The organism is bacterium, assembly GCA_016716565.1.
GTDB lineage: Bacteria > Bacteroidota > Ignavibacteria > Ignavibacteriales > Ignavibacteriaceae > IGN2.
Map to the genome: position 1 here is coordinate 1,169,634 of JADJWC010000001.1, position 13,609 is coordinate 1,183,242.

Annotated in this window: 8 protein-coding genes; 5 read left to right on the top strand and 3 right to left on the bottom strand. The window is 32.2% G+C overall.

Annotation, left to right across the window (positions count from 1 at the left end):
• Positions 1-33: 33 nt before the first annotated feature.
• The 3 genes from IPM14_05135 to IPM14_05145 form a co-directional block, all read right to left on the bottom strand.
• Complete coding sequence (locus IPM14_05135) at positions 34-633, bottom strand: hypothetical protein (protein MBK9097507.1); 600 nt, start codon at positions 631-633, stop codon at positions 34-36.
• Position 634: 1 nt separating this feature from the next.
• Complete coding sequence (locus IPM14_05140; protein MBK9097508.1) at positions 635-1,342, bottom strand: hypothetical protein; 708 nt, start codon at positions 1,340-1,342, stop codon at positions 635-637.
• A gap of 81 nt (positions 1,343-1,423) precedes the next feature.
• The gene (locus IPM14_05145; protein ID MBK9097509.1) at positions 1,424-2,311 is read right to left on the bottom strand and encodes an NERD domain-containing protein; all 888 of its coding nucleotides are present in this window, start codon (positions 2,309-2,311) and stop codon (positions 1,424-1,426) included.
• Between the two features lie 252 nt (positions 2,312-2,563).
• Here IPM14_05145 and IPM14_05150 point away from each other — a divergent pair, with 252 nt between their 5' ends.
• Genes IPM14_05150 through IPM14_05170 form a run of 5 tightly spaced genes read left to right on the top strand, consistent with a single transcriptional unit; the run spans position 2,564 to position 13,586 of the window.
• Positions 2,564-5,062 (top strand): UvrD-helicase domain-containing protein, encoded by a 2,499-nt coding sequence (locus IPM14_05150; GenBank protein ID MBK9097510.1) that lies wholly within the window; start codon positions 2,564-2,566, stop codon positions 5,060-5,062.
• A 37-nt stretch (positions 5,063-5,099) separates the two neighbouring features.
• Positions 5,100-8,459, top strand: a complete 3,360-nt coding sequence (locus tag IPM14_05155; GenBank protein MBK9097511.1) for a restriction endonuclease subunit R — start codon at positions 5,100-5,102, stop codon at positions 8,457-8,459.
• Positions 8,460-8,461: 2 nt separating this feature from the next.
• A complete protein-coding gene (locus tag IPM14_05160; GenBank protein ID MBK9097512.1) occupies positions 8,462-12,205 on the top strand; it encodes an Eco57I restriction-modification methylase domain-containing protein in 3,744 nt (1,247 codons plus the stop codon).
• Between the two features lies 1 nt (position 12,206).
• Entirely contained in the window at positions 12,207-12,692 is a 486-nt protein-coding gene (locus tag IPM14_05165; GenBank protein MBK9097513.1) for a hypothetical protein, read from the top strand.
• 30 nt (positions 12,693-12,722) lie between these two features.
• On the top strand, positions 12,723-13,586 hold the full coding sequence (locus IPM14_05170) for a hypothetical protein (protein MBK9097514.1): 864 nt from the start codon (positions 12,723-12,725) through the stop codon (positions 13,584-13,586).
• The last annotated feature ends 23 nt before the right edge of the window (positions 13,587-13,609 follow it).

Sequence of the window (13,609 nt, forward strand, 5' to 3'; positions counted from 1 at the left end):
TTAGTTATTAGTTGGTAGTAAGTAGTTGGTGGGCTAAACAGTAACCAATTCCTGAACTGTAGTGATCTGCTTTATCATTTCAATGATTTGTTGCTGGTTGTTCTTACGAAGTGATAATGATATTCCAAGTCTGTTACATCCTGGACTGGATACAACAATTACTTTGAGATCATTTAAGAGGACATAACTCTGTACTCTATCAAATAGATCACTGCTTGCTGAGAGTTGATATTCATCCCGATCAACAAGTCCAAATATATATATTGGATTATCCACCAATCCGACTTTGTCCTTAATTGTTTTAAGAAGAATATCCTTATCATTTATGAATATCGGTCTTCTTGTTTCAACTTTACCTTGCAGCCAACTTCTTGATAGTTTTATTACGTGTTCTCTGTCAGAATCAGTAACGTCGGGATTATCAGGAGCATCATCATCAAAATCACTTTCGTAGCAATCCGAACAATAAGGATCACCCTCATCGTTGTAATGAGCATTCTCTCTGTAAATAACAGAATCACACCTGCAGCAGTAGTTGAACATATTATCAAAACAATCTTCACAATAGGGCTCCTCGAACGCCCATCTTACTTCATCGTCGTGAAGCTCATCTTCACAATTATGACAATGCATATCAGGCAGCCCTCCTTAATCCCCAGTTTGGTAGAATATCTACACTCCAGTTTAATCGCTTACCAAGAAGAGTGTCAATTTCTTTCAATCCTTCTCTGCAATCATCGGGAATTGTATGCAGTGAATGTTTAAGTGATTTGAGAAATGTGCAAGAATGTTGTCTGTTCTTAAGTTCATTGAAATCCATTTTATCTTCAAGAACCCCTACAACAGCAAGCTTTGCAAGTGTGAGATGAACAAGAGTAACCGAAGGTGAAAGAAGAAAAGATCCAGGCGTACGATATTCAAAACCATATGACTTTCTTCTGTAAGCACCTTTCTTACCATAACCACTACGTTCTCTTTTTTGTCTCTGCACTTTATCATCAATGCAGTTACTAAGTGAACCAAGTACAATATCCAATCCATCAATAATCTCTGGCAATGGATCGATAGAAAAATGTGTATGACCTCCAATTGAATAATCATTAACGTAATGACCAGAGATGAACTCAAGATCAGGTGCTTTATCGTGACCGTAATCTAAGATTTGATATATCTTTGAAGTTAGATCAACAGGAGATTCTGAAAAGCCTGGACGGATCTCAGCTGTACTTTCGCAACCATCTAGACCAAAACTTGAATTAGATTTGAAAAAATTATGAGCAGGAACGAACTGACCGTTTCTTTGGCAGATCAACTCAGGGTCTGCACCAAGTGTAAAAGACATAGTAACACTCCTAATTAGTTAGTATTATTATTCTTATACCACAATATTTATATCAAGTACTTTGTAAAATATTAATTACTTTTATTTGTTTCCAGAAGTCCAGGTAAAATTTGTATCAGCTTCTAAATATGATTCTTGCCAATTGTGATTGAAATTATATTTAAAATAAATTTTAGTTATCTCCTTTGTAAATATTTTAACTTTATCACCATAAGTTAATTCAAGTCTTCTTCCTTTTTTACCAACAATTTTAGTTAAACCATAGAGAACTACTGTTTTATCAAAAGCTCTTTTAGGATAACATCTCAAAAAACCTTTCTTACCTTTGAGGGTTAATTTTCCTTGTATTGTCCATTTGTAAGCTGCTTTCTTGGCTAACATTGATAAACCAATTACTGATGATTTTGATTTCACAAATTCGGGAAGAAGTTTGGAAATGTTTCTTGTATTGCAAACCAGTAATCTGTCGTTATCATAGTTTGACTTATTGATAGTTGTACTTGGTCCAAAACAAAGGATTGAATAAACAGGGATTGAAGCACCAAGATTTCCAAATCTGGAATAATTATTTACTTCTTTCCATTCATAATCTTGCTTTAAGTAGGAGTGAAGTTTTGAACACTTGGTATATAATTTTGGAATTGGGTTGAGTATTTTAATTTCCTTATCACTTTGTTCGATTATTATTTGATCTCTCTTCTCATCAAGAATTTTGATCTTTCCTCCGTATCGTTTTATTTCAACAATATAAATTCCGCTATCATCAAAAATAATTGAATCGCACTCTCCAACATTTGAGTCGGATGGTGGTTCTACTCTTCTAAGTATTTCACTCTTTAGGCTTCTTGCAATAGTTGTAAGTCGATTAATTACTGAGTCCTCAGTGAGCATCCCCTTTTTATGCTTCAACTCTGTTTCAAACTCAATTTCTTTAATATTATGATAATCTGGTTTTTGTTTTGGATTCATTTGAACTCCCTTGTAGAAGATAAAATATTATTCAAAATTAGTCAAAGAGTGATTGAATTGGAAAATATTAATTGCGAATTAACTATCAAAAAATCTTTGCGATTGGGTACTGCTAATTATTATTTTAACAGTAATGATTGGAAAGTTGCTGACACTATGAGCAAGTCCTGCGAAGAATCCTTCCTAAGAGCCGAGTTGGTGGGTAAGGCGAAAATGAATCAATAAAAATTATATCAAAACTATTTTCATTAAGTGGAATACTTATTCATTATATTATTCATAGTTCTGCTCGCCTACTACTTTTTTTATTATACTAATCAAAAGAAACTTGCTCAAAAATTAGAGAAACAAAAAGATGAGATCGAACAAGCAGTTCATTTATTTGATGGCTGGTTAAATTCAAAATCATATTTTCGTTATAGAAAATGCACTAGTTGGAAAGACAAATTTCAATTACTCGCTAAAATTGTCCCATCGAAAGTTTCAAGGCTCCCACTGTCAGCTGAAATAAAAAATAATTCAAAACTATTTCAGAGATTTTATTATAATGCAGACAATTTAAGAAATCAGCATAATGCAAAATATATCACCGATGAAATAAATGCTTGCAAAATACTCTTTGGTAATATCGAAAATTATCCTTTAACTCTAAAGCAACGGGAAGCTATAGTTACAGATGAGGATAACAATCTAATCATCGCTGGTGCAGGAACGGGTAAGACATCTACTTTAATTGGAAAGATAATCTACCTTCTAAAAAGAAAAAGGATTGATCCCTCCAAGATTCTTGTTTTAGCCTTTACACGTAAAGCTTCCGATGAAATTAAAGAAAGAGTTAGATCCAAGACCAATGTTGAGATGGATATCAAGACCTTTCACAAATTTGGTTTGGACATTATTTCTTCTGTGGAAGATAAAAAACCTTCATTGGCCTTTGCTGATGAATCTGGTGATGAGTTGAGGCGATTTATTGAAACTGTTCACCAAGAACTACTCCATCAAACTAAGTATCAAGTTCTAATAAGTACATATTTCCTTAGCTATTTAAAACCCTATAAACCACCAGAAAAATATAAAAATGAGGGCGATTATTTTAAGGAACTAAAGTCTCACCGCACTTTGAAAGGGGAAACACTCAGAAGTTTTGAAGAAATTGAAATAGCAAATTTTCTTTTCGTAAATAATATAGATTATATATATGAGAAGGAGTACGAAGTTAACACGGCGAATAGAAACTATGCACAGTATAAGCCTGATTTCTACCTTCCAAAATATAAAATATATATTGAGCACTTTGGATTGATTGATCGGGCAGGTAATGTCCCACACTGGTTCTCATCGAAAAGAGGTTTTTCCGCAAAGACTGAGTACAACGAATCAATAAAATGGAAGAGAGAAATCCATAGAAAAAACAGAACAATTTTAGTTGAAACATTTTCCTATGAAAAGAAGGAGGGCAATCTTCTCGATCTCTTAAAATCAAGACTTCAAAAGCATGATGTAAAGTTTGATGCAACCCCTATACAAATTGTAAAACATTTCGAAGATAAAAATGAATTTCCGCCATTTATTAATCTTATTATTACATTCCTAAATCTGATGAAATCGAATGGTTTTGGTATAAAGGAATTATATGCAATAGCAAAAGAGAGAAAATTAATTAGAGAAGAAAAATTCCTTGAAGTATTTGAGCCGATTTTCAAAAAATACCAAATGCACCTTCGAGATAAAAATAAAATTGATTTTAGTGATATGTTAATAAAAGCAACAGAATACATCAAGACTTCAAAATACAGGTCACAATATGAATACATTCTTGTAGATGAATTTCAGGATATGTCGGTTGGTCGTTATAAGCTTATCTCTAATCTGATTAGTCAAAATCCTGAACAGAGTTTATTCTGTGTGGGTGATGATTGGCAATCCATTTACCGATTCACCGGCAGTGATATTTCAATTATGACCGAGTTCGAGAAATATTTTGGATTTACAAAAAGAGTCGATCTTGATTTAACCTTTCGTTTAAATGACAAGGTAACTGAATTTACTCAGAATTTTATTCTTAAAAATCCGAAGCAATTAAAGAAAAATCTTACATCAAATAATATTTCCACACTAGAGCCATTTAAAATTGTTTATGAAACAAAGAATATTGATTCTGATAATAATCAAGATACTTTGGAAAGCTGTCTAAATCTAATAAAAGTAAAAGCAAATGCAGGAAAGGAAAAGGTCTTTATTCTTGGTCGTTATAATTTTGATGAGCCCAAAACTTTACAGTTTATAAAAAGAAAATATAAATCTTTGGATATAAACTTTATGACGGCTCATAGTTCGAAAGGTCTGGAAGCTGATTATGTTATAATAATTAATGCAAATTCTGGTAAATATGGTTTCCCATCTGAAATTGTAGATGATCCAATTCTCACTCTTGTATTAAAAATTCAGGATGAAATTGAAAATGCTGAAGAGAGAAGATTGTTTTATGTCGCACTAACTAGAACCAGAAATAATATTTATATTATTTGTAATCAGAATATTCCATCTAAATTTGTTAACGAATTACTTTCTGAGTATGGTACTGTAGACAGATGTCCTCAATGCAAATCTGGTTTGTTAGTAAAAAGAAATAATCCAAAAGACAAAAGTGAATTCTGGGGATGTGAGAATTTCCCACTTTGTACTTATACAAAGAATATTAACTATAACAATTTTCAGAGAAGTAAAAAGAGGTTCAAAATGCATCGCTGATATTGTCAATTAGCGAGGAATAGAGCTATTTTTAATTATGCCAACAAAATTTTTTACAAACCAGGATGACAACAGCCTTCTTAAAAAATTTGAAGGTGTTTTTACTCACGTTCAGTCAATCAAATGCTTTGATGCTTTAGTCGGCTATTTCCGTGCATCAGGTTATTTTAAGATTCGTCCATTTCTTGACAATATACCTAAAGTAAGAATCCTTGTCGGAATAAATGTAGATCAACTCATCAAGAAATATCACGATAAAGGACAACTCTATCTTGAAAGTCCTGAAGAAACAAAAGATTCATTGCTTGATGATATGATAAAGAATATTCAGGATGCGGATTATGATGAAATTACAGAGAACGGAATCATTCAGTTTATTAAAGATTTAATAGCTGATAAAATTGAACTCAGAGCTCATCCTAAAAAAACAATTCACGCCAAAGTTTACATTTTCCGGCCCACCGTATTCAATGAATATGCCCCGTGTGAAGTAATAACTGGTTCATCAAATCTCACCGATGCAGGTCTTGGAGCAAATCCTGAATCCAACTATGAATTCAATGTAAGTTTACGTGATTATGAGGATGTTAAATTTGCTACAGATGAATTTGAACGTCTATGGGAACAAGCTGTACCTATTTTGAAAGCTGAAGCCGAACGGATTAGAAAACGCACATATATCAAGGATGATTTCACACCATTTGAACTTTATATGAAAATGATGATTGAGTATTTTGGTAAGCGTGTTGATTATGACCCTTATAATATTGACCTTCTCTTACCACCAAAATATATTCGCTTAAAGTATCAATCTGATGCCGCAAATCAGGGTTATGCAATTATGATGAAACATAACGGCTTTATCCTTGCAGACGTAGTGGGTCTTGGTAAAACTATCATAGCCTGTATGATTATAAAGAAGTTTATTTATGAAAATGGAACACATACAAAAATATTAGTTGTTGTTCCTCCAGCAATTGAAGATAACTGGCGTAGAACAGTTAAAGACTTTGAACTTGATAACCATTTTAGATTTATCACTATAGGCAGCTTGCACAAAATACTAGATGCTGAAAATTATCACTATCCAAATCCTGAAGAATTCGATCTAATAGTTGTTGATGAATCACATAAGTTTAGAAATGATTATACCGAAATGTACATCCAGTTACAGGAAATTTGTAAGCGCCCGCGAATAAGACCTGCTGAAAACGGTGATACCAGGAAAAAAGTTATTTTAATATCTGCCACACCTCTTAACAACAGACCTCAGGATATTGAGAATCAACTTTACTTATTTCAGGATAGAAGAAATAGCACTTTAGAAAATATTAGGAACCTGCAAGAATATTTTAAACCAATCAATGAAAAATATAAAAGGCTCGCTGCTGAAAAATGGTTGGATATTAAAAAACTTAAATCTCTGTTTCAAAAGCTTCGTGACGATGTGGTTGAACCTTTGGTAATAAGAAGAACCAGAGCGGATATTGAAAACAATCAAGAGTATTTAGAAGATCTTGATACACAGGGTATAATATTTCCCAAAGTCGGTGATCCAATTGCTCTATATTACAACCTGGATAAAAATCTCAGCAAACTATTCTATGATACAGTTTCAGTAATTACCAAACTTGATGAAAACGGAAATGAAACTGATGGCTTTGGTTATTATCGTTATAGAGCAATCGAACATTTATTAAAACAAGAGGACCGTAATATTTATGGTGATGTAAGATCAATTTCGGGTCGTTTATCAGCAATTATGAGAACGCTGCTGGTTAAGAGGCTTGAGAGTAGTTTCTTTGCATTCACTCAGTCATTAAAACGTTTCCAAAAAGCTATTGAAAATATGATTCAGATGTTCGAAGACAATCGCATTTTCATAGCTCCTGATCTGGATATAAATAAACTGCTGGAAGAAGGTTTGAGTTATGATGAGATTGAAGCTAAAATAAACGATAAAGGTGGTAACAACCGTGAGTACAATAAAACTGCATTTGATAAAAATTTTATTGACTATCTAAAAGAGGATAAAGAAAAAGTCGATGAGTTAGTTAAAAAATGGAATAAAGTTAATGAAGACCCAAAGCTTAATGAGTTCAAAGAACAGTTAAGAACAGAATTTTTCTTACCTCATAGAAATATTAGTGGTCAATTAGTGATCTTTACTGAGTCAAAGGAAACTGCAGAGAAACTGACTGAGCAGATTACAGGAATTGTCAAGAAAAATATTCTTACTGTCAGCTCCGAAAATAGGAAAACCCTTGAGCCAATTATAAGAGAGAACTTCGATGCTAACCTTGAGGAAGATAAGTGGAAGAATGATTTTGAAATACTAATTACAACAGAAGTTTTAGCAGAAGGAATCAATCTTCACAGAAGTAATGTCGTTGTTAATTATGACGTCCCCTGGAATTCTACGCGTTTGATGCAGCGCATTGGAAGAGTAAATCGTATTGGTACAAGAGCAGAAAATATTTATGTATATAACTACTATCCATCTGCTCACGGCGATGAACAGATACATCTTGTAAATAATGCTCTAAGAAAGTTGCAGGCTTTCCATACTGCTTTCGGTGAGGATAATAAAATATTCTCACTTCTTGAGGAAAAAGGAGAGGGTGCATTATTTGGCAATAAGATTCAAAAAGAGGAAAGTGAAATACTTAAATATCTTAATGAGCTTAGAGACTTTAAGAAGAAACAACCAAAAAGATTTGTTGAGATTGCCAGAATCCCAAATAAAGCAAGATGTGGTAGAAAAGTTGAATCAGAGCAACAGTTGACATTAATAGATGCAGACTCCGGCGAAATAACATATCCACTGGTTAACACTACCTTAACTTATCTGAAAAGTGAAAATCATCCTGGAATATTTTGTTTAATCACACCTGAGTTTAATTCTATAGAACTTAATTTTCTACAGGCAGTAAAGATTTTTAAGACTGATGAAACTGAAAAAGTTATTGCACTTCATAATCAACATCATAAACAGGCACTAGCTGGTCTGGATTATTTTATTTCAGAAAAGAATCAGGTAAATCTTCAGCAAATATCAAAACGTAATCTTAGCCCCGTAGAAAATAAAGCTATCAAAAATATTAAAGCATTTGTAAAAATTGCTCCTACTGAACAAAAGAGTAAAGCATTAATTAGAGCAATGGATATTTTAAAGAAAGGGACATATGCATCTAAAGGTCTTCCAAAATTAATTAATGAGTTTTATAAAGAAAATGAAAACTTGATGAAGAAAAATCATAATAAATTTATTGATCAACTCTTTTTTGAAATATTAGATAAGTATGACTTATCTGCCAATATTGATGAACGAGCCGATGACAAAATGAATCGTGGTATCGTTAATCCTAAAATAATTATTTCAGAAAGTTTTATTTAAATATGCCGATAAGTAGTTTACAATTAAGAAACACGCTACAAAAACCTTATGACCGCATATTATTTTCCAAAGAGGTTTTAAGTCCTGTCTTTAATAATGGGTTTTCACTTAGCTCATCTTTGATAAAAGCTAACATTATACCCACTCAATCTGAGGCTCACGTTATCAGCGATGTTTATATCTATGGACAAATCGATTTAGAAGATGGCACAGAAATAACTTGCTATGAAGTAAATCTACAACCAAATGTTAGGATTGAATACAGTAAAGTAGCAATTCAGCATTATGTTAGAAAACTTCTCACAGCAGGACAGGCAGCACTTATAAATTTTGTTTCTCCCTCAAATAAAAATCTTTGGCGTTTAACTTTAGTTGCAAAAGACAGTATACTCACAGATGAAGGAATTAAAGAAAGAACTACACATTCCAAACGTTACACATATTTACTTGGCAAGTATGAAAGCTGTAAAACGGCCGCAGAAAGATTTGAATATTTAAGTACTCAAACCAGAATAAATTTTGAATCTCTTGTCAATGCTTTCTCAGTAGAGAAACTTAGTAAAGCATTTTTTGATGAGTATACACGTCATTACGAAAACTTTATAGAATATCTTACTAAATCGAATTACAAAAAAGTTGTATTTAAGGGTGACGAAAAAGCGATTCGCGATTTTACTAAAAAATTATTGGGTAGAATTGTATTTCTTTACTTCGTTCAGAAAAAAGGATGGCTTGGTGCTTCGGATACGGATTATAAAGATGGCAATAAAAATTTTATAATGGATTTGTTTACTCAGTCTGGAGCAGGTGATAATTTTTATCCTCAATGGCTTACGAAATTATTCTTTGATACTCTCAATAATAGCAATAGAAAAGACGATGTTTTTGAAATGCCTGATGGTTCTAAAGTAAAAATACCTTTCCTGAATGGCGGTCTGTTTGATAAGGAAGAATACGATGAGAAACTGTTAACCTTCAAGTCAAAGCTATTCCACAACCACAATAATGATGAAGATCCTAATGAAAGGGGTTTCCTGGATTTTCTTAACGCATTTAACTTTACAATTTATGAAGACAGTCCTGATGAAAAGACCGTTGCCGTTGACCCTGAAATGCTCGGACATATTTTTGAAAATCTTCTTGAGGACAATAAAGACAAGGGTGCATTCTACACTCCTAAGGAAATTGTTCACTATATGTGCCAGGAAAGCCTGATTGAATATCTGAGTACTCACCTCAGTAAAGAATATACAGTTTACCGTCCTATCGATAGCTATCAAGTTGAGATTTTTGGGAATGAAACCCGTACAGGGCAGTTAAAAATTGTTGAGGAGATTGGTGACAAAGCTCTAAACCGTAATGATGTTAGTAATATGGTTAAGAGTAAGGATATTGAAAATTTAACTCTTGAACAGATAAAGCTTATTGATAAACTTCTCGATAATGTAAAAATTTGTGACCCTGCAATTGGTTCTGGTGCCTTCCCGATGGGGTTGCTTTTGGAAATCCATTCACTTAAAGAACTGATTGCTTATAAGTTAGGTAAAGAATGGAAGCCAGTTGAAGTTAAAGAAAACATTATCCAAAAATCTATTTATGGTGTTGATATTGAAAAAGGTGCTGTTGACATAGCCCGGCTTCGTTTTTGGTTAAGCCTTGTTGTAGATGAAGATAAGCCAAAGCCATTGCCAAATCTTGATTATAAAATTGTTGTTGGTGATAGTCTCATTGGCAAATTTGATGGAGAAATTGTTGAGATAGAATGGAACCGCACCAAAGTTGGTCCAAGTGGTGAAAAATATGTTAACAATATTAAAAGTTTATTAAAAGAAGTCACTGAGAAACAAAGAGAATATTTTGATCCTTCCAATAAAGACAAAAAGAAATTATCTGCTGAAATAAGAAGAATCAAAATCGATCTATTAATTAATCAGGTTTCGCTTAACAAATTAATTTATAACTATTATAACAGTGAAGTAAGTGGTTTAGGACTTGAATTATCTGCTAAAGAAAAAGTAAAGAATGCAGAGATTCAACTTACTCTTGCTGGTTATGACCATCTAATAAAAAAGTTAACAGCATTAAAGAAAAATACTACATTAAGTTTCAATCATTTCGATTGGAAATTAGATTTTCCGGAAGTTTTAAATCCTTATTTAGTTAATGATAATGGTGGTTTTGATATTGTTATTGCTAATCCGCCATATATCGGTCATAAAGGTGGTCAAAAAAAGTTATTCCGTTTAATTAAAAGTACATCATTAGGTAAGAGATTTAACAATGAAAGGATGGATATATTTTATTATTTCTTCCATATTTCAATTGATTTTTTGAAATCTGATGGGATTATTTCATTTATCACTACAAACTATTATTTAACAGCTGATAGCGCAATAAAACTCCGTAAAGATTTTAAGGAGCGTGTAAAATTATATAAGCTGATAAATTTTAATGAATTAAAAATTTTTGAATCAGCGCTTGGCCAGCATAATATCATAGCCTTTCTAGTTAAAAAATGGCAAGATCTATCTTGTAACATAATTAATACTAACCAAACAGGAATTGCTAATCCAGCATTACTAAGAAATATTTTGACTGGGGTTGATCAAAAATCAATTTATTATTCACAATTAAATTCCGAAATATTTGATGGTAGAAATAATTATATAAGGTTACGTTACACTAACACAACAGGCAAAACAGGTGTATCTAGGCTTTTAGATATGATTAAAGATGAAAATCAAACTTTAGATAAATACTGCGATATATCTCAAGGTATAGTAACTGGCATTGATAAAGTTTCGAAAAAACACATAAGGAAATTTCCTGAATATGCCAAAAATGAGGGGGATGGTGTATTTGTAATATCTAGTTCAGAAAAAAAAATAATAGGCGGAAGTCCTCTTCTAAAACCTTGGTTTAAAAACTCCAATATTGAGCGATATTTAGTAAAAGAGAAAAACGATAAATGGTTGATACATACAAGTGTTGAGGTTGATTTACCTAAATACCCGAATATTTTTAACCATTTAAAAAAGTATAATAAATTGATATTGTCTTGTAATTATGAAAGCGGCGAACTTAGTAAGGCCAAAAGATTAAAAAAATGGTGGGCTCTTTCCTCCTCAAGATGGGATTTTGATTTTGAGAAGCCTAAATTAGTTTCACCGCAACGTTCTTATCAAAATGAATTCGCATTTACGGCTACACCTTGGTATGCTTCAGCTGATGTTTATTTTATCACAAGTAAAATTGATTCCGTCCATTTATATTATGTGCTTGGTATACTTAATTCAAAGTTAATTTATTTTTGGTTATATAATCGTGGGAAAAGAAAAGGTGAAATGCTTGAATTATACTTAACTCCACTTTCAGAAATTCCTTTAAAGACATCAAACACTATATTTGAAAAATATATTATTTGCTTAGTTGATTACATTTTATTTCTTAGAAAACAGGACAACCACTTACTGATTGACCAAATTCTCCCTGCGTTCTTTGAACAAATAATTGACGGGATAGTCTATGAATTATATTTGCCACAACTGCTACAGAAACACAATCGAGAAATCATAAAACATCTCGGCGAGCTACCTGAAATTAATAATGAACTGAGTGATGAAAAGAAATTAGATATTATAAAAAAAGTTTTTAACAGCCTAAATGCTAATGTCCACCCTGTAAGAGTAAATCTTGGTAAAATGAAAGAGATCGAAGAAATAAAAATTATTGAGGGGATTTCTTAAAATGGCAGTCCAGATTATTTCTTTAATTATCGCACTCTTAGCAGTTATTGCTGGCCCAATAATTACCTATATAGTAACCAAAAAGAATTTAGAATCACAATTCAGATTAACGGTCCCGATTAAATGGCTGGAAAAACTTGAAGAAGCAGCTCATTCCTATTTATTCGCCTCTCTGGAGTGGATCGAAAAATATCGTGGAGTAACAGATTCAAAATTTTATCAAAAAGAAGATGCTACCAAAGAAATAAATCGAATGTTCGATGCGATAAACTCCGCATTTATCAAACTACAATTGCAACTCGATGAAAAAAAGTCGATCCAAAAAGAAATATTGAATAACGCAGTTTTAATAAAAGACATTATCAACGAAAAATTATTTGATGAGGCAAGTCTAAATAAATTAAGAACTGCCCACGATGCAATTATAGAGAAAGTTAAGATTATTCTTCAGGGTGAAAGAAGTAAGATCACAAAGGTTTTTAGGTAATAATTAGTCAAGGCTAAAGTAGCTCGCAAAATGGATTATCATAATAAAATAAATCCATATGCTCTCTATATTCATTGTGATGCCGCAATGGATTATGATTCCAAAAACTCGGGCGGAATAGGTATTAGAATCGAATTTCCTGATTTTGTCAATCTTGAACCTATTGAAAAGCAATTTGGGAAATATGTAGGCGCCAATATTGAACGTCTTGAGTTGGAAGCGATAATTAAAGGATTAAATGAGGCACTGAATTTATTTGAAGCTTATCCAGAAGAACTTAATAATATTAAAATAATAATAATTACGACAGACAGGCATAAACTTTGTGACCAGGAAAGAACCAATCCTTATACGATTAAATCCTGGAGAAGTAATAATTGGTGTAATAATAATGGTAAGAAGATTAAAAATTATGATTTGCTAGAAAAGATTGATAAAGCTAGGAAAAAACTCTCAGATAGGTCTTATTGTAGAGTGCATATAGATTATCAGAGACGTAAGTTCCGCAAAAAAGTTGATAAACTTGCCAAGGGTGCCAAAGATATATCGTTAGTTAATGATAGTATTGCTAAAAAAGGTTTGAAGATTGGATGGAGAATATTTGATGGTCCTGAAATAAATTATAATTCATTAAAAGAGAATGAAGAATATTTAGTTAGAATATTTAAGAAAGACGACGTGGGTAATTATCAATGGGAAATTAATTGCGAAATATTTGATGGTGAGTTTGTTGGGAGGACAATGAAAATATACTCTGATAATGAATTAGAAAGACAAATTCATCGACAACATATTTATAAAGTAAAACTTCAAAAAGTTTACAAGTATTATGTTTTAATCTATAATACAATTGAGGAAGTACTGATTGATGGTAAAAGGGATTCAGAAACCTAAGAATTAAATCATAAGGTTCAACT

Bases quoted from the DNA above. Each gene is read 5' to 3' on its own strand.
- IPM14_05160 (MBK9097512.1), top strand. From the start codon at position 8,462: ATGCCGATAAGTAGTTTACAATTAAGAAACACGCTACAAAAACCTTAT.
- IPM14_05145 (MBK9097509.1), bottom strand. From the start codon at position 2,311: ATGAATCCAAAACAAAAACCAGATTATCATAATATTAAAGAAATTGAG.
- IPM14_05135 (MBK9097507.1), bottom strand. From the start codon at position 633: ATGCATTGTCATAATTGTGAAGATGAGCTTCACGACGATGAAGTAAGA.
- IPM14_05155 (MBK9097511.1), top strand. From the start codon at position 5,100: ATGCCAACAAAATTTTTTACAAACCAGGATGACAACAGCCTTCTTAAA.
- IPM14_05165 (MBK9097513.1), top strand. From the start codon at position 12,207: ATGGCAGTCCAGATTATTTCTTTAATTATCGCACTCTTAGCAGTTATT.
- IPM14_05140 (MBK9097508.1), bottom strand. From the start codon at position 1,342: ATGTCTTTTACACTTGGTGCAGACCCTGAGTTGATCTGCCAAAGAAAC.
- IPM14_05170 (MBK9097514.1), top strand. From the start codon at position 12,723: ATGGATTATCATAATAAAATAAATCCATATGCTCTCTATATTCATTGT.